The following is an 18,897-nucleotide window of genomic DNA, read 5'->3' as shown; positions in this document are numbered from 1 at the left end:
ATGGCTTCGCTTCTCGGTAAATTCATCCTTCCTATCGCCGTCGGCGCGGTCGCGCTGGTGCTGTTTCTCGGCCTCGTCAACATGACGCGCGGCGGCTCGCCGAATCTGTCGCAGAAGCTGATGCGCTGGCGGGTGATCCTGCAATTCGTGGCGATCGTCATTGCCATGGCGGCGATCTGGGCCATGGGGCGTTGATGACGGGACGTTGACGAACTGCGCCGTTGAGACAGTGGGCGCTGAGACTGGACGTTGAGAAAGCATCATGGTTGTCCTCAATCGCATCTATACGCGGACCGGTGACGACGGCACCACCGCGCTCGGCAACGGCGAACGCCGTCCCAAGTTCGACCTGCGCGTTTCCGCCTATGGAACCGTCGACGAGACCAACGCCGCGATCGGCGTCGTCCGGCTGCATCTGGCCGACGCGCCGGAGATCGACGCGATGCTGGGCCTGATCCAGAACGATCTGTTCGACCTCGGCGCCGATCTGGCGGTGCCGCAGCGCGAAGGCAAGGCCGAGCGGCTGCGCGTCGTCGCCAGCCAGGTCGACCGGCTGGAGCGCGACATCGATACGCTGAACGAGCGGCTCTCGCCTTTGACCTCGTTCGTGCTCCCGGGGGGGACCCCGGCGGCGGCGCATCTGCACGTCGCGCGCACCATTTGCCGCAGGGCGGAACGGATCATGGCGGAACTCGCAGGCAAGCCGGATGAGCCGGTCAGCGAGGCCGCCATTCGTTATATGAACCGGCTGTCGGATTTCCTGTTCGTCGCCAGCCGCGCCGCCAACCGGAACGGCGCCGGCGACGTGCTGTGGGTGCCGGGCCAGAACCGCTGAACGCAGAACCGTTAACCCGGCGACGTGCGAGCTTGCTTTTTTCACCCCTCGCGCGTTGACCGGGGGGTACGGGCGCTTTAGGTTCCGCGCCCGAAAGGTCAACCCCGGAAGATTGAGAGCGAAAGAGGATCGATGAAGGTTCTGGTGCCGGTCAAGCGGGTGGTCGACTACAACGTCAAGGTCCGCGTCAAGAGCGACGGATCGGGCGTTGAGCTCGCCAACGTCAAGATGTCGATGAATCCGTTCGACGAGATCGCCGTCGAGGAAGCACTGCGGCTGAAGGAAGCCGGCAAGGCGACCGAGGTGGTGGTGGTTTCGATCGGGCCTGCGCAGGCGTCCGAGACGATCCGCACCGCGCTCGCCATGGGAGCCGACCGCGGCATCCTGGTCAAGGCCGAAGGCAACGTGGAACCGCTGGCGGTCGCCAAGATCCTCAAGGCTGTCGCCCAGGAGGAGCAGCCCGGCCTGATCATCCTCGGCAAGCAGGCGATCGACGACGACAGCAATCAGACCGGCCAGATGCTGGCCGCGCTGCTCGGCTGGGCGCAGGCGACCTTCGCCTCCAAGCTCGAAGTCGAAGGGTCCGGCTTCAAGGTCACCCGCGAGGTCGATGGCGGCCTGCAGACCGTGAAGCTCAAGGGACCGGCGATCGTTACCACCGATCTCCGCCTCAACGAGCCGCGCTACGCGTCGCTGCCGAACATCATGAAGGCGAAGAAGAAGCCGATCGCGGAGAAGACCGCGGCCGACACCGGCGTCGATCTCACGCCGCGGCTCGAGATCCTCAAGACCTCCGAGCCGGCCGGCCGCAAGGCCGGCGTCAAGGTCAAGGACGTCGCCGAGCTCGTTTCCAAACTCAAGACCGAGGCGGGGGTGCTCTGATGGCCACGCTGCTGATTGCCGAACACGACAATGCCGTCATCAAGGATGCGACCAACAAGGCGCTGACGGCGGCTGCCGCGCTCGGGGCCGACGTCGACGTGCTGGTCGCGGGCCAGGGCGCCAAGGGCGCGGCCGAAGCGGCTGCCAAGCTCGCGGGTGTCAAGAAGGTGCTGCTCGCCGATGACGCGGCCTACGCCCATGATCTCGCCGAGCCGCTCGCCGACCTCGTCGTCAAGCTCGCGGCGAACTACGACGCGATCGTCGCGCCCGCGACCTCGCGCTTCAAGAACGTGATGCCGCGCATCGCCGCCCTGCTCGACGTGATGCAGGTGTCGGAGATCATCAAGGTGGTGGCCCCCGACACGTTCGAGCGGCCGATCTATGCCGGCAACGCGATCCAGACCGTGAAGTCGAAGGACGCCAAGAAGGTCATCACCGTGCGCACCTCGACCTTCGCCGCCGCGGCGGGCGAGGGTGGCAGCGCGTCGGTGGAGACCGTCGCCGCGGCCGGCGATCCGGCGCTGTCGACCTTCGTTGGCGAGGAGGTCGCCAAGAGCGATCGTCCCGAGCTGACCTCGGCCAAGATCATCGTCTCCGGCGGCCGCGCGATGCAGAGTCGCGAGAACTTCGCCAAGTACATCGAGCCGCTCGCCGACAAGCTGGGCGCCGGTGTCGGCGCCTCGCGGGCCGCGGTCGACGCCGGCTACGCGCCGAACGACTGGCAGGTCGGCCAGACCGGCAAGGTGGTGGCGCCGGAGCTCTATGTCGCCATCGGCATTTCAGGCGCCATTCAGCATCTCGCTGGTATGAAGGACTCCAAGGTGATCGTCGCGATCAACAAGGACGAGGACGCACCGATCTTCCAGGTCGCCGATTACGGCCTGGTGGCCGATCTCTACCAGGCGGTTCCGGAACTGACGGAAGCGCTCGGCAAGTGACGTTGTGGACGCCGGCCGCATGGGACCGTGGCGGCCGGTGTTCTATCTTCTAGGACATGGACGGACGCAGATGGCGTGCCGTTCCGGTGGATGACAACATGGCTCAGATCAACAAGCTCGGTGTGATCGGCGCAGGACAGATGGGCAACGGCATCGCGCATGTCGCCGCGCTGGCCGGGCTCGACGTGGTGCTCAACGACGTCAGCGCCGACCGCTTGAAGTCGGGCATGGCCACGATCAACGGTAATCTGACCCGTCAGGTCGCCAAGAAGGTCATCGCCGAGGAGGCGCGCAGCCAGGCGCTGGGGCATATCTCGCTGGCCCACAGCCTCGACGGTCTGGCCGACTGCGATCTCGTCATCGAGACCGCGATCGAGAAGGAGGACGTCAAGCGCAAGATCTTCCACGATCTCTGCGCCGTGCTGAAGCCGGAGGCGATCATCGCCTCCAACACCTCGTCGATCTCGATCACCCGTCTCGCCGCCTGCACCGACCGGCCGGAGCGCTTCATCGGCATCCACTTCATGAACCCGGTTCCGTTGATGGAACTGGTGGAGCTGATCCGCGGCATCGCCACCGACGACACGACCTTCGAGGCGGCCAAGGAGTTCGTCGGACGGCTCGGCAAGCAGGTCGCGGTGTCCGAGGATTTCCCGGCCTTCATCGTCAACCGCATCCTGCTGCCGATGATCAACGAGGCGATCTACACGCTGTATGAGGGCGTCGGGAACGTCGAGGCGATCGATGCGGCGATGAAGCTCGGCGCGCACCACCCGATGGGTCCGCTGGAGCTGGCGGATTTCATCGGCCTCGATACCTGCCTGTCGATCATGCAGGTGCTGCACGAGGGGCTCGCCGATTCCAAATACCGGCCTTGTCCGCTGCTGGTAAAGTATGTCGAGGCCGGCTGGCTCGGCCGCAAGACCCAGCGCGGCTTCTATGATTACCGCGGCCCGAAGCCGGTGCCGACCCGCTGAAACAATCTGAAACGATCCACACGCTTCGTTAAGGCTGATCGGTTACTGTTCGGCTCAACGAGGTATAAGCGTATGGATATGAGCTTGGTCGCTGCGGTCATGGCGCAGCAGGCGAGTGCGACCCAGCAGCAGGTCGCGACATCGGTGATGAAGCAGAACCTGGACGCGCAGAAGGATGCCGTCCTGACGCTGCTCGGCGGCGCGCAGCAGACGCTCTCGCTCGCCAATGTCGGCCCCGGCGTCGGCGGCAACCTGAACATCGCCGCCTGAGCGCGACGCTTCCAACCAATCAGTTGCTCGTTGTGCCCGGGCTTGTCCCGGGCATCCTCGCGGTTCTGCGCATGCCGGCCGACGTGGATGGCCGGGACAAGCCCGGCCATCACGACCTGGGAACAGCTTCGCGCACAATGCCGAGCGTCAGAGCCCCGCGGCGGCCTTCGCCGTCACCGCCTGGATCAGCTTGACCGCATCGGCGCTGTCCCATTCGGCGGGGCCGGCGATGGTCGCGATCTCGCAGCCATGGCCGTCGACCAGCACCGAGGTCGGCATCCCCAGCGCGCGCCCGACCGCTTTCAGATCCTGGAACACCTTGGCCTTCTGGTCGCTGAAATAGGCGAGCTTCGTCAGCTTGGCGTCGGCGAGGAACGTCTTCGGCTTCTCCGGATCGCGGGTGTCGATGTTGACCGCGACGACCTGGAAATCGTCGCCGCCGAGCCTGGCCTGCAGCCCATCCAGCGCCGGCATCTCCTTGCGGCAGGGCACGCACCAGGTCGCCCAGAGGTTCAATAGCACCGTCTTGCCGCGGAAGTCCGACAGCTTCTTTGCCGCCCCCATGCCGTCCTCGAAGGCGAGGTCCGGCAGCCGCAGCGGCGCCGAGGCCGCCGTCAGCGCGGCGACCTCGCCCTTGATCAGCGGCGCGATCCGCTTGGCGGTCGCGACTGCTGCCTGGCAGGCCTGGTCGCCGGCCGGCTTGCCCTTCAGAAGCCCCCCGAACGCCACCGCCGCGAGGCCGGCCACGGCGACCACCGCCACGGTGCCGGCCAAAAGCAGCGTCTTCCGCGAGGAGGCGGGGCGGGCAGGGGACGGCTCTGGCTTATCGTTTGTCATGGCGGGTCGGTTGCGGCTATCAGGAGCGCGGGTTTCGGGAGGTCGCCGGACGGTGTCCCATCCCGTGGCGATCAGCAAGTTCAAGAGCAGTCAGGCATGAGCAACAAGATGTGGGGCGGCCGGTTCTCGGAACGTCCGGACGCCATCATGGAGGACATCAACGTCTCGATCGACGTCGATCGCCATCTCTACGCGCAGGATATCGCCGCGTCCAAGGCTCACGCCGCCATGCTCGCCGCCCAGGGCATCATCACCGCGGGTGATGCGAAAAATATGGCCAAGGGTCTAGACACGATTCTGTCAGAGATCACCAAGGGGTCGTTCGAATTCAAGCGGGCGCTCGAAGACATCCATATGAACGTCGAGAGCCGCCTGTCCGAGCTGATCGGGCCCGCCGCCGGCCGCCTGCACACCGCGCGCTCGCGCAACGACCAGGTCGCGACCGATTTCCGCCTGTTCGTGCGCGACACGCTCGACGACATCGACGCGTCGCTCGCCGCCTACCAGCATGCGCTGGCGAGCCGCGCGCTCGACCATGCCGGAACGGTCATGCCCGGCTTCACCCATCTGCAGACCGCCCAGCCCGTCACCTTCGGCCACCATCTCATGGCCTATGTCGAGATGGCCGGCCGCGACCGCGGCCGCTTTCTCGACGCCCGCAAGCGGCTCAATGAATCGCCGCTCGGCGCCGCCGCGCTCGCCGGCACCTCGTTCCCGATCGACCGCCATGCCACGGCGGAAGCGCTCGGCTTCGACCGCCCGATGGCCAATTCGCTCGACGCCGTGTCCGACCGCGATTTCGTGCTGGAGACCTTGTCCGCCGCCTCGATCTGCGCCGTGCATCTGTCGCGCTTCGCCGAGGAGATCGTGATCTGGACCTCGCCCTTGGTCGGCCTGATCAAGCTGTCGGACAAGTTCACCACCGGCTCCTCGATCATGCCGCAGAAGCGCAATCCGGACGCCGCCGAGCTCGTCCGCGCCAAGACCGGCCGCGTCATCGGCGCGCTGAACGGGCTCCTGATCGTGATGAAGGGCCTGCCGCTCGCCTATCAGAAGGACATGCAGGAGGACAAGCAGGGCGCGATGGAGGCCTTCGCAGCACTCTCGCTCGCCATCCGCGCCATGACCGGCATGGCGCTCGACCTGGTGCCGGACGAGGCCCGCATGAAGGCCGCCGCCGGCGAGGGCTATGCCACCGCGACCGACCTCGCCGACTGGCTGGTCCGCACCCTGAAGATGCCGTTCCGCGACGCCCACCACGTGACGGGGCGCATCGTCGCGCTCGCCTCGAAGCAGGGCGTCGCCCTGCACGAGCTGCCGCTGACGGCGATGCAGGAGGTCGAGCCGAAGATCACGGCTGACGTGCTCGGCGTGCTCTCGGTCGAGTCGTCGGTGAAGAGCCGCACCAGCTTCGGCGGCACCGCGCCGAAGAACGTCGCCGCGCAGGCCAAGGCCTGGCTGAAGCGGCTGGAAAAACAGCGAAAGTAGGGCTCCCGGCCGAAATTTGATCGTCCTGGCGTGGCACTCCGGCACTCGTCATGTCCAGCCGATCTCTGTATGGTGCCGCCCGCATGGGGATTTCACACGTGAATCGCGCTCGCCGTCCAATGTCCGCTGCCCGGGTCGTTCTGGTCCTGGGCGCCACAGCCCTCTCGCTCGCCGCCTGCGGGCGCAAGGGCCCGTTGGACCTGCCGGCCAACTCCCCGCCGGCGCCGCAGATGTCGGCCGCTCCCGCCGACACCGCGACCGAGGCCGCCAACAGGCCGGGCGTGTTCAACTCCGGCTACGGCGCCGACGCCGCCCCCGCCGCCTCGCGCGGCCAGAAAAAATCCTTCATCCTGGATCCGCTGCTCGACAGCAAATAGCGGCTGCGGCCGTTTCGGCCTGCCACGTGCAGGCCTGATGTGCTCTCCGGCTCTCCGATCGTAAGCAGCTGCCCGCCGCGAAGCCAGTCTTCGCCTCTCCCGCGCGCGGGGAGAGGCCGGATTGCATCGTCAGATGCAATCCGGGTGAGGGGGCTCTCCGCGAGTCCGGTGCGCATGGAGAGCCCCCCTCACCCCAACCCTCTCGCCGCAAGCGGGGCGAGGGGGCGCACCGTCACCGAGGCGACAGCCCGAATCCGACTATCCGGTGATCGGCGGTCTTATCGTCGTCCTCTGAAGAGGAGGACACATGCCGTCCCCGGCCGCCTCAATTGACATTCCGCCGCATTTCCCGGCAATTCGCCGCCACAATCACTCAATCTCGCAAGCCGTGCGCGGACCCGACCCATGAACCATTTCGACTACCGCGACGGCGTGCTGCACGCCGAGGCCGTCAATCTCACCGCGCTCGCAGCCCAAATCGGCACGCCGTTCTACTGCTACTCGACCGCGACCCTGGAGCGGCACTACCGCGTGTTCACTGATGCCTTCGCCGGCCAGGACGTGCTGATCTGCTACGCGATGAAGGCCAATTCCAACCAGTCGGTGCTGCGCACGCTCGCCAAGCTCGGCGCCGGCGCCGACGTCGTCTCCGGCGGCGAATTGAAGCGCGCGCTGGCGGCCGGCATTCCGTCGCGCAAGATCGTGTTCTCCGGCGTCGGCAAGACCGAGACCGAGCTGCGCGCCGCGCTCGCGGCCGACATCCACTGCCTCAACATCGAATCCGAGCCCGAGCTCGACCTGCTGGCGCGGCTCGCCAACGAGACCGGCCACACCGCCCGCATCTCCATCCGCGTCAATCCGGATGTCGATGCCGGCACGCACGCCAAAATCTCGACCGGCAAGTCGGAGAACAAGTTCGGCATTCCGCTGGAGCACGCCCGCAAGGTCTACGCCCGCGCGGCCAAGATGAAGGGCATCAAGGTCACCGGCGTCGACGTCCATATCGGCAGCCAGATCACCGATCTCGGCCCCATGGAAACCGCGTTCCGCATCCTCACCGAGTTCGTGCAGACCCTGCGCGCCGACGGCCACGACATCTCCCATGTCGATTTCGGCGGCGGCCTCGGCATCCCCTATCACATGGACCGCGCCGTGCCGCCGGAGCCCGCGGCCTATGCCGCGATGGTCAAGCGCGTCTCGCACAATCTCGGCTGCACCCTGATGTTCGAGCCCGGCCGCATGATCGTCGGCAATGCCGGCATCCTGGTCGCCAAGGTGATCTATGTGAAGCATGGCGAGGCCAAGAACTTCGTCATCATCGACGCCGCGATGAACGATCTGATCCGCCCGACGCTCTACGAGGCCCATCACGACATCCTCCCCGTGAAGCAGCCCGCGCCGAACGCGCCCGCGTTCGTGGCCGACGTCGTCGGCCCGGTCTGCGAAAGCGGCGACTACCTCGCGCTCGACCGCACGCTGCCCGAACCTGCGCCCGGCGACCTCCTCGCCATCATGACCGCAGGCGCCTACGGCGCCGTCCAGGCCTGCACCTACAACACCCGCGCTCTGGTCCCCGAGGTCTTGGTCAAGGGCGACCAGTCCGCCGTGATCCGCCCGCGCATCGAGGTCGAGCAGCTGATCGCGATGGACACCCCGGCGCCGTGGCTGTGAGTGCGGCCTGACGCGCACGCAGCTCGCGCCGCCGCGCACATCTGTCTCCACATCGTCATGCCCGGGCTTGTCCCGGGCATCCACGTCCATCCGAGCGCGCGGGACGACGTGGATGGCCGGGACAAGCCCGGGCATGACGGAGTAACTGATGAGCAGGTCGCTCGGCGCACCAGCATAGATCGTCGTGACTGCCACGATCCCTGCCGAGTTGGTACTCACACCGCTTCGTAAGCCGCGATCTTCTCGATGTCAGGCGCGAGCGTGTCTTCCGCTGTTTCGAGATCGTATCGCGCCTGCATGTTCATCCAGAATGCACCGCCGGTCTTGAAGAACTTGCCGAGCCGCAGCGCGGTGTCGGCCGTCACCGGTTTCTCTTCGCGCGCAATGCGTTCGATCCGGGTGCGTGGCACCTTCAGCGCGGCGGCGACGGCATAGGGCGTGAGCTTGAGCGGAACGAGGAACTCTTCCCGCAGGATTTCACCGGGATGAACCGGCGGAAGTTTCTTCGCCATCTCCGCTCTCGCTTGTCCATGGCCACATCGGGCCTGTTCATATCTAGTGATAGTCGATGATCTCCACATCCTCCGGCCCGGCGTCGGTCCATCGGAACACGATCCGCCACTGATCATTGATGCGGATCGAATGCTTCCCCGCAAGGTCGCCCTTGAGAGCCTCGAGGCGATTGCCGGGAGGCGAGTTCAGGGCTTGAAGAACCTCGGCCGAGTCCACCATGATCAGTTTGCGGCGAGCGATCCGGGCGAGATTGGTCGGGAAACCCTTCGGCACCACACGGCCCTGAAGGATCGGCTCAGCCAATTTCCCCTTGAAGCTCCGGATCACCGATACCTCCATATCACTTCGTGATCTCTATAGCAAGGTTTTCGTATCACGCGGAGATACCAAAGCATGATTGGGAAGGAGCGGAAACCGGATCCCTGAAGAGACCATGCTCAAACGGTTTGATTAGATCGTGATGCGATCCGGTAGAACCGCATCATGATCCAATGGTAAGACGCGCAAGTCAGGCTCCACCATCAGGACCCCCACCCATGAGCATTCGCGTCGGCATCGTCGGTATCTCCGGTTTTGGCGGCGGCGAGGCGATGCGCCTGGTCGCGGGGCATCCGGCGTTCGAGCTGGTCTACGCCGCGGGCGAGGGCAGTGCCGGAAGCCGGCTGGCGGAGCGCTTCCCCGGCGTGCCGGCCAGGCTCGCCGATCTCGTGATCGAGAAGTGGGACCCCGCGCGCCTGCCGCAGCTCGACGTGCTGTTCGCCTCGCTCCCCACCGGCGCCTCGGCCGACGCGCTGGCGCGCGTGCCGAAGGAGGTGAAGATCGTCGACATCGGCGGCGACCACCGCTACGTCGACGGCTGGACCTACGGCCTCGCCGACGTCTGGCCGAGCGAGATCGCGGGCCAGACCCGCATCGCCAATCCCGGCTGCTTCCCGGCGGCGGCGCTGACCCCGCTGGCGCCGCTGCTCGCCGAAAAGCTGATCTCGCCCGAGAACATCGTGATCGACGCCAAGAAAACTTGAAGACCGGCATCTCCGGCGCCGGCCGCGGCGGCGACAGCAAATTCGGCTACGCCGAGAGCAACGAGAACCTGATCCCCTACGGCCTGCTCAAGCACGTCCACATGCCCGAGATCGAAAGCACGATCGCGCGCCTCAGCGGCGGCAGCGCCGCCGGCCTCGTGTTCACGCCGCATCTGGTGCCGATGACCCGCGGCATCCTCGCCACCATCTACGCCCGCGGCCGCGCCACCACGGCGCAGTGCCTCGACGCCGCCCGCCGCTTCTATCGTGACAGCGCCTTCGTCCGCGTCACCGACAAGCCGCCGCAGACCAAATGGGCCACCGGCTCCAACCTCGCCTTCGTCAGCTACGCCGCCGACCCCGACCGCAATTTGGTGATCGCGCTCGGCGTCGTCGACAATCTCGGCAAGGGCGCCGCCGGGCAGGCGGTGCAGAATGCGAATTTGATGTGCGGGCTGCCGGAAACGGCGGGACTGGAGGGGGCGCCGGTTTGGCCGTGAGGGCTTGGCTGTTGTCGAAGCCAAGCTGGCGGCATCCGCAGTTAAGATGGGAGGCGATCGCTTCAGCCGATGCGCCGGGCGCGGTCTAGCTGTTCCTTCCGAAGAGATCGGTCTGTTCAGGTATGGGCGTATCCTTTCGTTCTGCGATTTGGTACCCCAAGTGCGGCCCTAAGTCGGTAACCACGCGATTCAAATGGTGGACGGTATTCACTTTACGCCAAGTAGTTGCGTTCCCGGGGCCATCTCTGCCACTCGCTGTATCAGCAATGTAACGGTCGCCGCGAGAAAATGCGCGGCCAGCGAAGTGTTCGCTAGATACAAGCCTCGTTGCAATCTCTTTCATCCCTTCCCTTACGGTTACAGCTTCCAAAGCGCGGATCACTATCCAAAGTCGCGGTGTGCTGTAGCGATAGTGGCAGATCGGCGCAATGCCTCCTGATCCAAACGCGAACTTCGCGCTATCTGCGGCGAAATCGCCAAACATAAGGTGTTTCCGCAGTCCTGAATCCAAATTGATGGCATGGCTCCAAGCCAGCCATTCGTTGCGCGGCAACTCAACAAGCTGCCCTGGACTGGCGGGATTCTTTTCTGGATAGCTAGTGGCATGCCAAATCACTTGGCCCCAGAGCCCCAACTCCATGACCTTCTGAAACTGGGCCAGCAAAATTTCACCAACCGCTTGAGGATCAGATAGTTCAGCCTTTCCAAAATCTAAGATCAGGATGCAATCCTGCGGCTTCAAACTAATCTTCAGTAGCGCGCTGTGAATGCGCGTTCGAAGATCGGTGCGGGTCAAATCGTCGAGCGTGACCCTTAATGCGAGATTGTGCGTTAAACGATGGACAACTGAGCGGATTGCGTCGAGCGCGCCCCTCTCAACGGTTCGCAGATCAACAACCGGTATCGGACGGCCGTGTGCTGCCATCGCGACTCGAAATAATTCAGGCAGCCACTCTGCGGCATTGTCTGCTCCAAGTTGTTTGAACAAAAATCGTGGATCGAACATGCAAGGCCTTAGCGGCCAATGCTTTCCTAACCGCTGGCCTGGAATAGACACGAGCTCAGAAGCGGTGAGCTGTCGCTGCAATTCCGGATCGCGTTCTTTGGCAGGTGGAATTACGAATAAGGGAAGCAGCCTAGCGAGAACATCCGCAGGCAATTGACCGAGGGCTGTATACTCACCCTCCTTCAGACGCAGCACCGGCGAGTAGACACCGCTACCGATGTTCAGCATCGGGCAATCTCCATTAGGCTGACGACAGTTGCTTCCGAACTACTCCGAACCCCACGCGATCAGAGAAAATCTTATAGTTGTTACGCTCTTTTCTTATCCTGCCAAATACTATCGCAGGATGTATCTCCAATTGATTCGCAAGACTTTCAATTGGCCCGGCACTTCGAGATATACGGGCTGGAGACAAGCGCCAAGCCTCCGGTGGAATTAAAGCCGACGATGCGAAACGATCTGCTTCAACTTCAAGCTCGTCACTTTTTTCGCCCTCAAGATCTTCGTCAAAGAATCCAGCGGCTAAGCCCGAAAGATAGTGGAGGTAGACATGGGCCAGCTCATGAAGAAGTGTATACCAGAAATTGTCGAGTCGGTCATGGCGTAAGGTTAATCCAATGACCGGCGTTCCTCCCAAGAGAAACGCTGCGCCATCCAATCGCAGTCCCGTTAGCTGCGGTTCAATGACGACGACGATTCCCTTTTCTTGCGCAAGACGCAGGGCGCGCTTGGGCCCGTCAGGCAGCACGCTCAGACGGACGAGATCGGCAAGCCATGAAATCTCGAGATGATCGAACGTCGTTTGTATCTCGATACCAACTGCTTCGGCGCGTTGAATAACCCTTGCTCGCCAAGCCGCAAGCAAGGCGTCGTCTTTGAGATCAAGTGACTTCAGTCCAGTTCTCAGTAGCCCAGGACTGCCAAACTTTGCATGGCTATCGCCGATGTAGTCGAGCACTGCTCGAAGCCGCTCCGTGGGTTCTGTGGGAACAGTAAACCAGCCGAATTTCTTTGCATGTTCGATGATGGCCTTTAGCTGCTGGTCTGGAACGTCGGGTCGGTTGGGAGCGCCCAATGTGGAGAGGAAGGTCGTCGTGTGCTCGCTCGCGATAATCGCCTGCAAATCTACGCCTAGTACCGCAGCGACTCTCTTGAAGTTCTGCAAGCTGATGGATCTATAGCGCTCGCTTTCATATCGCTGTATCTGTTGTTCGCGCATTGCGAGCCGGTCGGCTAGTTCGGCTTGCGATAGGCCCTTTGCAATCCGAGCGATAATAAGCACCACGCCAGGTTCAGAGCGCCATCTATCGGCGAATTCGGTGAACTCGCCAGATTGTGCTTTCTCGTACCCCTCGAGCATGGCCGCAAAGGATTTGCGTGCGCCTCGAAGGGCGTTTTCGTGCATGCCGAGAACTTCGGGTGGTAACCTTCCTAAAGCGGCAGAAAAATAGCTGTCTGAGGATAGAAGCTTGTCGATACGAGTGAGCGCCGCGCGCGCTTTGCGAGCTTCACGTTCGTTTAGGATAAGTGGCGCATCGAGCATGATGCCCTCTAACACAACAAAATTGTTGTGTCTACCCTTCTGCCAAATTGGTAAGCTGGGACCTTTGCACAGTATTGGGCGTCGGCCCGTTGAGAATCTCAACAGTGGCAGAAACCGAAGTATCTGTTGCGGGAAGCGCGCGCCGGCCAAGCGAGTGCCAAGGGGCAGGTTCGAAGGCATGTTGGGGATTGCAGCGGCGCCGCGATTATCTTGCGCCTGGGCTGGTCGCGCACGACAGGCTTGTCCCTGCCGGCTTCACCGAATGCGCTGTCATCGAAATCCGAAGGCCTAGAGCAGGTCACGGCTAAATCACAAGATCGCTTGCCACGCCCACAAACTAGTGCAAAAAGATCTAACGCTGGAGGGTGGAGCCGCCAGCGTTAGATGGCTCAAGTCATTGATCGGGATCACATCAGGAAGAACGGGGGCCTCACCTCAATCAACCAGATGATGATCGCTATTACGACTATCACGGCGGCGCCGGTACCGTATCCGGTACCGGTGACCCCGATCGGGCCAAGAGAGACCTTCAAAGTCGAGGTATTCATTTCAGTCACCTTCCTTTCGGTTGAACAAGCCCATCAGGGCTGCTCCTCGCACCCCGGCTGACATAGCGGGTGCGAGTCACTACTCCGGCGATCCACCAGCGACACAGCCTTACGAAAAGCAGGCCAGACTACGAGCCCTGTTTTTGACAACTTAGACTATTCATCGGCGTCGATTCGTCGTGACGCTCGCCAAATAGTTCTAGGAGATACTCAGGGACTCGCAATCCATTTGATCGGTGCACGCGTAACGAGGCTTTGCACCGCTTGCAGTGTGGTGTTCAGCGTTAAGAAAGCAAGGGTTTGAAACATCGCGAGAATTCTTAGATGTGATAAACAACATGGTCTGCCCAAAATTTCTTCATAATTTTTCCCGTTTGAGCGAGGTTTGGCCCGGTTTTCCAAACACGTGGTCGCGCTATGCGCTTAACTCATTCTCGAGTCGATGTTTTTCGCGATTGCTTTGCGGGGTAACTGCTCTTCGGACGGAAGCAGGTGCATGTATAGATGGCGAAGTTCTGGATGCTAGCTCCCGTTCAAGGCGGCGCCCCGTGCCGAGCACCGCTCAGAGGGAAATAAGCGTATGCGCTTTATCCGAAATCATGGCTGCTCCCCGCATCCCGTCCATAGAGGGTGCGCTTTGCGATCGTCACGGACGTTGGGTGCGGGATGCGGTGGCGCATCGAGTCGCAGTGCAGGTCTTTTCCGTGCGGACGAACGATCTCGAATTACGTTGACATTGCACTAATAAACCGTCGAGACGCGCCTCGACCTCTGCCAACGGCACGCCCTCGCCGCGGTCGATCTCGGCGATGGCCTCGGCCAAGAGCGGCTTGGTCCATTCCAATTCATCGTGGACGTCACGCAGCCCGGCAATCCGCTGCACAAGCGCGGCGTCCTGGGCCGGGGTCAGAGCCACGCCTTCGGCGGCCGGACTCTCCAAGAGGTCGAGGGTGAGGTCGAGCCGCTCCTGAGGCGAGAGGGTAGCAAGGTCTTGGGGCGTCATGGGTCCAGAGCCTTTGAAATCGTGGCGCTCGTAGTTGAGCAGCGTTGCTGATGGACGTCAGAACGCCTTCGGCAATCCGGCTTGTTTCAGAACGGCATTGGCGAGGTGGCGCGAGGGAATGGCATTGTCGACGACGAAGCGGTGGCCGTTGATTGGGCTTTGCCAGATCTCATGATCGCCGCGTCCACGCCTCACGAATTCGCAGCCCGCTTCGCGCAGGATCTTCTTGAGCTCTGGTGTGAAGCTCTTCACGCGGCGACGTGGGCGCGAACCTTTGTCGAGATGGAGGCGATGATCTCAACGGGGATTTCGGTCTCCGTCACATCGGGGCTGTCAGGACTTTCGAGCAGGTCCTGGATGATGCCGGGCAGCTTGGCGGCCAGTTCGTTGAGCGTTGCCGCGCCGGTAGCGAGGCCCGGCACATCAGGGCTTTCGGCGACCCAATAGCTGGCTTCCGGGTCCCAGGTCGCGCGAACGACGATCGTCGACATTTCGGCGTGCTCCTCTGCTCGATGCATGTTGTGGCGCGCCGTTTTGAAAAATCAACCCCGCAGCGAAGATTGCTCTTGCGCTTTATCCGAAATCGTGCTCTACTCCGCGCATCCCGTCCCGCTGAGGGGGCGCTTCGCGATCGTCACGGACGTCGGGTGCGGGATGCGGTGGGCGCATGGGGACGCAGCGCGGGCTTGCTCGCGCGGACGAACGATCCCGGTGCGACGAGGAAGTCGCGTGGTTCTGGCATCCCGGTGCTGATGCCAAGTGGGCGATGACGTGTCGTCCGCGACGGGGCCAACAAGCCGGTCCCCGGGAAGATCGCGTATAAATCGTAACACCATCGCGCAGGGAAGGCCGGGTGATCCCGGCTGAGCCTGTGGTTCTGCCGCGTGCTTATTTGTTGCACGCGGACCATAGGCGCCGGCCGGCGCCTGGTCTTCCCTGCGCCCTCTGTTTGAAGAGGGTGACGAATTCACGGATAACTCGGGTGCAAACGCGCCGCGAGAACGGGTTTGCATGGTTGGCAGCGGGGGCCTCGCCCTTCGAGACGCCCGCCTGCGGCGGGCCCTCAGGGTGAGGGGCGCGAGTCGTCTCTCGCGTTGCGGCGCGGGTCTCGATGCCAGCGCATGGCGAGGAGCGACGCGCCGGACGAAGTTTGATGTGCGGCGATACTGCCTCGGGCGCGGCGCGTTCAGGCGATGCGCTCGCATCGCCTTGAGAACCATGAGGCCCCGGTACGTCCGTAACTCCCCGGGAACCCGCGCGCGCGGTCACACTCCCGTGTGAACCGCCTGTGCCGGCGCAAAGGCCCGCAGGAACGGGTGCCTCACCGGCGCCTTTGTGCTAGCGTCAAGGTCCGGGCAACCTGGAGAGATTGTTGAGCGGTGTCACCCCCGAGCCGGCTGGTCCGGCAAGCAGCCCCCCCGATGGCCTGACGCGTGATGGCCTCGCGCATGATGGCGTGGCGCGGCTGAAGCTGGCGCAGGCGCTGAAGCGGGCTCGGTATGCCCTCGCCTGGGAGCGCGGCTGGCCGCATCTCGCCCGGCTGCTGATGGTCGTCGGCCTGTTCCTGATCGTCTCCTGGGCCGGCCTCTGGCTCGGCCTGCCGTTCGCGGCCCGCGCGGTCGGAATTGTCCTGTTTCTGCTGCTTCTGCTCGGCGCCGCGGTGCCGGCGCTGCGCTCGTTCCGCTGGCCGACCCGCGACGAGGGGCTGGCGCGGCTCGATCGCGGCTCGGGCATTGCCCACCGGCCCGCCACGGCGCTCACCGACACGCTCTCGACCCAGGATCCGATCGCCCGCGCGCTGTGGCTGGCGCAGCGCGAGCGCACCTTGGCCTCGATCCGGCGCATCCGCGCCGGCACGCCGCGGCCGCGGCTGCTGCTGCATGATCCCTGGGCCGTGCGCGCGCTGGTCGTGGTGCTCTTGGTCGCGACCTATTTCGCGGCGGGCGACGAGCGCACGCTGCGCGTCGCCTCGGCGTTCGACTGGAACGGCGTGCTGGCGCCGGTCACGATCCGCGTCGATGCCTGGGTCAAGCCGCCGCTCTATACCGCCAAGCCGCCGATCATCCTGTCCGCCGCCAACAAGGAAGGCGCCGTGCCGGCCAATGGCCCGATCGTGGTGCCCGCGGGCTCGACGCTGATCGTGCGCTCCAGCGGCGGCACGCTCGACGTGATCACGTCAGGCGGCATCGCGGAGGCGGCGCCGGGCGAGGGCGCGCCGGGCGAGGCGGCGCCGAAGGGCACCACCGAGAAGCACTACACGATCAAGACCGACGGCACGGTTCACGTGCGCGCGCCCGCCGGTCAGCCGCAATGGGTGTTTTCGGCGACGCCGGACAAGCCGCCCGTCATCAGCATGGCCAAGGATCCCGAGCGCCAGGCGCGCGGCGGGCTGAAACTGTCCTACAAGCTCGAGGACGATTACGGCGTCACCGAAGCCCGCGCGCGCATCGCCGCGCGTCCGCCGGAGGGCCAGAGCGCCGATGCGCCGCCGCCGCGGCCGCTGTTCCAGCCGCCGGAGTTTCCGCTGGTGCTGCCGAACGCGCGCACCCGCAACGGCGTCGGCCAGACGGTCAAGGATCTGAACGAGGACCCCTATGCCGGCGCCGACGTCACGATCACGCTGACGGCCAAGGACGAGGCCGGCAACGAGGGCACCAGCGAGCCGGTCGACACCAAGCTGCCGGAGCGGCTGTTCACCAAGCCCTTAGCGCGGGCGCTGGTCGAGCAGCGGCGCGTGCTGGCGCTCGATGCCAACCGCAAAGGCGAAGTGTCCACCGCGCTGGATGCGCTCCTGATCGCGCCCGAATTGTTCACGCCGGATGCCGGCTGCTATCTCGGCCTGCGCAGCCTGGCGTCGCAGCTCGAAGCCGCGCGCGCCGATGATGCGCTGCGCGAGGTGGTCGGCAATCTCTGGTCGTTCGCCGTCACCATCGAGGACGACAGCGTCGCCGGCAGCGCCAATTCGGCGCTGCGTTCGGCGCAGGAGGCGCTGAAGCAGGCGCTGGAGCGCGGCGCCAGCGAGGACGAGATCAAGGCGCTGACCAAGAAGCTGCGCGAGGCCATGGACGGCAAGCTGCGCGACCTCGCCAGGCAATCCGAGCAGAACCCGCTCGGGGCGCGGCAGCCGCTGGCCGAAGAGGTCCAGGTGATCCTCAACCAGGCGATCGAGCTGCGGCAGAAGACGCTGCGCGCGGCGCCCGAGCAGGTCGAGGAACTGGCGCGGCAGCAGGATGCGCTGCGCGAGCAGCTGCAGGCCTATCGCAAGGCGGCGGCGCGTGCCAGCAAGCCCAATGAACCGGCGGATCAATTCATGCGAGACCGTAAATGCGGCGGCTAGGACCCTGGTCAGTTTTCACCGCGCTGCTGATGGCAGGCTTCGTCGTCGTGTCGGCCTGCCGCGTCGCCGCGGCCGCGCCGCAGGATCAGGTCGATCTCGATGAGCTGCTCGACGGCGTCGACAAGGCGATGCAGGACTCGTCCGACAATCTCCGGCAGAAGGATGCGCCGAAGAGCCTGAACAACCAGGCCGACGCGATCCAGAAGCTCGAAGCCTACAAATCCGCGCAGCCGAAGGCACAGCGGCAGTCGACGATCTCCCGCCGCGACCTCGAGAACATGCTCAACCAGATCGAGCAGGCGATGCGCAAGGGCGATCGCGAGACCGCGCAGAAGCTGCTCGAGCAGCTCGCGCAGATCATGGAGAACCTGCAGCTCGCGCAGCCCAACCAGGGCGGCGACGACGACATGGAGCAGGCGCTCAACGAACTCGGCGACATGATCCGCAAGCAGCAGCAGCTTCGCGACAAGACCTTCAAGCAGGGCCAGGACTCCCGGCGCAACCGCGGCAAGCAGCAGCAGGGCGGCGACCAGGACCAGAGCATGAGCGACCTGCAGCAGGATCAGCAGGCGCTGCGCGACCGGCTGAAGCAGCTGCAGGAGCAACTCGCCAAGCGCGGCATGGGCCAGAAGGGCGACAAGGGGCAGAAGGGTCAGAAAGGCCAGAAGGGGCAGCAGGGCCAGCAGGGCGATCCGGACGATCAGGGGGACCAGGGCGACAGCGGCGATGGGGGCCTCGACGAGGCCGACGGCGCGATGGGCGATGCCGGCAGCCAGCTCGGCGACAACAACGCCGAAGGCGCCGTGGAATCGCAGGGCAAGGCGCTGGACGCGCTGCGCAAGGGTGCGCAGAGCCTCGCCGAGGCGATGCAGCAGGGCGACGGCGACCAGCCCGGCGATGGTCCCGGCCAGCGCGCCGGCCGCCAGGCGGGCGCCCAGCAGACCGATCCGCTCGGACGTCCGATGCATCCCGGCCGCGACATCGACGATTTCTCGCAGAAGATTCCCGGCGAGATCGACGTGCAGCGCGTCCGCCGCATCCTCGAAGAGCTGCGCCGCCGCTTCGCCGACCCGTCGCGGCCGCAGGTCGAGCTCGACTACATCGAGCGGCTGCTGAAGGATTATTAGTCCGCGCGCCGCTCGCGCGGGCG

20 protein-coding genes and 1 pseudogene are annotated in these 18,897 nt (G+C 64.5%); 13 read left to right on the top strand and 8 right to left on the bottom strand.

Annotation, left to right across the window (positions count from 1 at the left end; translation table 11 throughout):
- From ACQR1B_RS03715 to ACQR1B_RS03690, 6 genes are all read left to right on the top strand, one after another.
- Window positions 1-195, top strand: coding sequence for a twin transmembrane helix small protein (locus ACQR1B_RS03715; protein ID WP_008964842.1), 195 nt, complete (start codon window positions 1-3; stop codon window positions 193-195).
- Window positions 196-262: 67 nt separating this feature from the next.
- Complete coding sequence (locus ACQR1B_RS03710; RefSeq protein ID WP_434834194.1) at window positions 263-835, top strand: cob(I)yrinic acid a,c-diamide adenosyltransferase; 573 nt, start codon at window positions 263-265, stop codon at window positions 833-835.
- A 132-nt stretch (window positions 836-967) separates the two neighbouring features.
- Window positions 968-1,717, top strand: coding sequence for an electron transfer flavoprotein subunit beta/FixA family protein (locus tag ACQR1B_RS03705; protein ID WP_434834195.1), 750 nt, complete (start codon window positions 968-970; stop codon window positions 1,715-1,717).
- Complete coding sequence (locus ACQR1B_RS03700; RefSeq protein ID WP_434834196.1) at window positions 1,717-2,655, top strand: electron transfer flavoprotein subunit alpha/FixB family protein; 939 nt, start codon at window positions 1,717-1,719, stop codon at window positions 2,653-2,655. Before ACQR1B_RS03705 ends, ACQR1B_RS03700 begins: the two co-directional genes overlap by 1 nt.
- A 98-nt stretch (window positions 2,656-2,753) precedes the next feature.
- A complete protein-coding gene (locus ACQR1B_RS03695) occupies window positions 2,754-3,632 on the top strand; it encodes a 3-hydroxybutyryl-CoA dehydrogenase (protein ID WP_434834197.1) in 879 nt (292 codons plus the stop codon).
- A 72-nt stretch (window positions 3,633-3,704) separates the two neighbouring features.
- A complete protein-coding gene (locus ACQR1B_RS03690; RefSeq protein WP_434834198.1) occupies window positions 3,705-3,902 on the top strand; it encodes a putative motility protein in 198 nt (65 codons plus the stop codon).
- Between the two features lie 147 nt (window positions 3,903-4,049).
- On the opposite strand, the gene tlpA is transcribed toward ACQR1B_RS03690, so the two are convergent.
- Entirely contained in the window at window positions 4,050-4,739 is a 690-nt protein-coding gene (gene tlpA, locus ACQR1B_RS03685) for a thiol:disulfide interchange protein TlpA (protein WP_434834199.1), read from the bottom strand.
- A gap of 96 nt (window positions 4,740-4,835) precedes the next feature.
- Between tlpA and argH the strand changes: the two genes are divergently transcribed.
- The 3 genes from argH (at window position 4,836) to lysA (ending at window position 8,275) form a co-directional block, all read left to right on the top strand.
- Complete coding sequence (gene argH, locus ACQR1B_RS03680) at window positions 4,836-6,227, top strand: argininosuccinate lyase (protein WP_434834200.1); 1,392 nt, start codon at window positions 4,836-4,838, stop codon at window positions 6,225-6,227.
- 83 nt (window positions 6,228-6,310) lie between these two features.
- Window positions 6,311-6,604, top strand: coding sequence for an LPS translocon maturation chaperone LptM (gene lptM / locus ACQR1B_RS03675; protein WP_434834201.1), 294 nt, complete (start codon window positions 6,311-6,313; stop codon window positions 6,602-6,604).
- A 405-nt stretch (window positions 6,605-7,009) separates the two neighbouring features.
- On the top strand, window positions 7,010-8,275 hold the full coding sequence (lysA, locus tag ACQR1B_RS03670; RefSeq protein ID WP_434834202.1) for a diaminopimelate decarboxylase: 1,266 nt from the start codon (window positions 7,010-7,012) through the stop codon (window positions 8,273-8,275).
- A gap of 215 nt (window positions 8,276-8,490) precedes the next feature.
- On the opposite strand, the gene ACQR1B_RS03665 is transcribed toward lysA, so the two are convergent.
- Window positions 8,491-8,787, bottom strand: coding sequence for a HigA family addiction module antitoxin (locus ACQR1B_RS03665; RefSeq protein ID WP_434834203.1), 297 nt, complete (start codon window positions 8,785-8,787; stop codon window positions 8,491-8,493).
- A 43-nt stretch (window positions 8,788-8,830) separates the two neighbouring features.
- Entirely contained in the window at window positions 8,831-9,115 is a 285-nt protein-coding gene (locus ACQR1B_RS03660) for a type II toxin-antitoxin system RelE/ParE family toxin (protein WP_434834204.1), read from the bottom strand.
- Window positions 9,116-9,324: 209 nt separating this feature from the next.
- Between ACQR1B_RS03660 and argC the strand changes: the two are divergent.
- Window positions 9,325-10,310 (top strand): annotated as a pseudogene (gene argC / locus ACQR1B_RS03655) (N-acetyl-gamma-glutamyl-phosphate reductase).
- Between the two features lie 85 nt (window positions 10,311-10,395).
- Here the strand turns inward: argC and ACQR1B_RS03650 are convergent.
- Both ACQR1B_RS03650 and ACQR1B_RS03645 read right to left on the bottom strand, forming a co-directional pair.
- Complete coding sequence (locus ACQR1B_RS03650) at window positions 10,396-11,544, bottom strand: beta family protein (protein ID WP_434834205.1); 1,149 nt, start codon at window positions 11,542-11,544, stop codon at window positions 10,396-10,398.
- A gap of 13 nt (window positions 11,545-11,557) precedes the next feature.
- On the bottom strand, window positions 11,558-12,859 hold the full coding sequence (locus ACQR1B_RS03645; protein WP_434834206.1) for a helix-turn-helix domain-containing protein: 1,302 nt from the start codon (window positions 12,857-12,859) through the stop codon (window positions 11,558-11,560).
- Between the two features lie 384 nt (window positions 12,860-13,243).
- Between ACQR1B_RS03645 and ACQR1B_RS03640 the strand changes: the two genes are divergently transcribed.
- A complete protein-coding gene (locus ACQR1B_RS03640) occupies window positions 13,244-13,468 on the top strand; it encodes a hypothetical protein (RefSeq protein WP_434871316.1) in 225 nt (74 codons plus the stop codon).
- Between the two features lie 585 nt (window positions 13,469-14,053).
- Here the strand turns inward: ACQR1B_RS03640 and ACQR1B_RS03635 are convergent.
- The 3 genes from ACQR1B_RS03635 to ACQR1B_RS03625 are packed head-to-tail and all read right to left on the bottom strand — an operon-like array spanning window position 14,054 to window position 14,901.
- Window positions 14,054-14,410, bottom strand: a complete 357-nt coding sequence (locus ACQR1B_RS03635) for a hypothetical protein (protein ID WP_434834207.1) — start codon at window positions 14,408-14,410, stop codon at window positions 14,054-14,056.
- A 57-nt stretch (window positions 14,411-14,467) separates the two neighbouring features.
- Window positions 14,468-14,662, bottom strand: coding sequence for a type II toxin-antitoxin system HicA family toxin (locus tag ACQR1B_RS03630; RefSeq protein WP_434834208.1), 195 nt, complete (start codon window positions 14,660-14,662; stop codon window positions 14,468-14,470).
- Window positions 14,659-14,901 (bottom strand): DUF1902 domain-containing protein, encoded by a 243-nt coding sequence (locus ACQR1B_RS03625; protein WP_434834209.1) that lies wholly within the window; start codon window positions 14,899-14,901, stop codon window positions 14,659-14,661. The genes ACQR1B_RS03630 and ACQR1B_RS03625 overlap by 4 nt, the downstream gene beginning before the upstream one ends.
- Window positions 14,902-15,782: 881 nt before the next feature.
- Here ACQR1B_RS03625 and ACQR1B_RS03620 point away from each other — a divergent pair.
- Entirely contained in the window at window positions 15,783-17,747 is a 1,965-nt protein-coding gene (locus tag ACQR1B_RS03620; protein WP_434834210.1) for a TIGR02302 family protein, read from the top strand.
- Window positions 17,735-18,874 (top strand): DUF4175 family protein, encoded by a 1,140-nt coding sequence (locus ACQR1B_RS03615; protein WP_434834211.1) that lies wholly within the window; start codon window positions 17,735-17,737, stop codon window positions 18,872-18,874. Before ACQR1B_RS03620 ends, ACQR1B_RS03615 begins: the two co-directional genes overlap by 13 nt.
- Window positions 18,875-18,897: the final 23 nt, after the last annotated feature.

The sequence above is a fragment of the Bradyrhizobium oligotrophicum genome (assembly GCF_051168495.1).
In the GTDB taxonomy this organism is placed as follows: Bacteria; Pseudomonadota; Alphaproteobacteria; order Rhizobiales; family Xanthobacteraceae; genus Bradyrhizobium; species Bradyrhizobium oligotrophicum_A.
The sequence above is the reverse complement of the archived record's forward strand: the minus strand, read 5'-3'. Positions and strand labels throughout refer to the sequence as shown.

Bases quoted from the DNA above. Each gene is read 5' to 3' on its own strand.
- ACQR1B_RS03715 (WP_008964842.1), top strand. From the start codon at position 1: ATGGCTTCGCTTCTCGGTAAATTCATCCTTCCTATCGCCGTCGGCGCG.
- ACQR1B_RS03710 (WP_434834194.1), top strand. From the start codon at position 263: ATGGTTGTCCTCAATCGCATCTATACGCGGACCGGTGACGACGGCACC.
- ACQR1B_RS03705 (WP_434834195.1), top strand. From the start codon at position 968: ATGAAGGTTCTGGTGCCGGTCAAGCGGGTGGTCGACTACAACGTCAAG.
- ACQR1B_RS03700 (WP_434834196.1), top strand. From the start codon at position 1,717: ATGGCCACGCTGCTGATTGCCGAACACGACAATGCCGTCATCAAGGAT.
- ACQR1B_RS03695 (WP_434834197.1), top strand. From the start codon at position 2,754: ATGGCTCAGATCAACAAGCTCGGTGTGATCGGCGCAGGACAGATGGGC.
- ACQR1B_RS03690 (WP_434834198.1), top strand. From the start codon at position 3,705: ATGGATATGAGCTTGGTCGCTGCGGTCATGGCGCAGCAGGCGAGTGCG.
- tlpA (WP_434834199.1), bottom strand. From the start codon at position 4,739: ATGACAAACGATAAGCCAGAGCCGTCCCCTGCCCGCCCCGCCTCCTCG.
- argH (WP_434834200.1), top strand. From the start codon at position 4,836: ATGAGCAACAAGATGTGGGGCGGCCGGTTCTCGGAACGTCCGGACGCC.
- lptM (WP_434834201.1), top strand. From the start codon at position 6,311: ATGGGGATTTCACACGTGAATCGCGCTCGCCGTCCAATGTCCGCTGCC.
- lysA (WP_434834202.1), top strand. From the start codon at position 7,010: ATGAACCATTTCGACTACCGCGACGGCGTGCTGCACGCCGAGGCCGTC.
- ACQR1B_RS03665 (WP_434834203.1), bottom strand. From the start codon at position 8,787: ATGGCGAAGAAACTTCCGCCGGTTCATCCCGGTGAAATCCTGCGGGAA.
- ACQR1B_RS03650 (WP_434834205.1), bottom strand. From the start codon at position 11,544: ATGCTGAACATCGGTAGCGGTGTCTACTCGCCGGTGCTGCGTCTGAAG.
- ACQR1B_RS03645 (WP_434834206.1), bottom strand. From the start codon at position 12,859: ATGCTCGATGCGCCACTTATCCTAAACGAACGTGAAGCTCGCAAAGCG.
- ACQR1B_RS03640 (WP_434871316.1), top strand. From the start codon at position 13,244: ATGGCTCAAGTCATTGATCGGGATCACATCAGGAAGAACGGGGGCCTC.
- ACQR1B_RS03635 (WP_434834207.1), bottom strand. From the start codon at position 14,410: ATGACGCCCCAAGACCTTGCTACCCTCTCGCCTCAGGAGCGGCTCGAC.
- ACQR1B_RS03625 (WP_434834209.1), bottom strand. From the start codon at position 14,901: ATGTCGACGATCGTCGTTCGCGCGACCTGGGACCCGGAAGCCAGCTAT.
- ACQR1B_RS03615 (WP_434834211.1), top strand. From the start codon at position 17,735: ATGCGGCGGCTAGGACCCTGGTCAGTTTTCACCGCGCTGCTGATGGCA.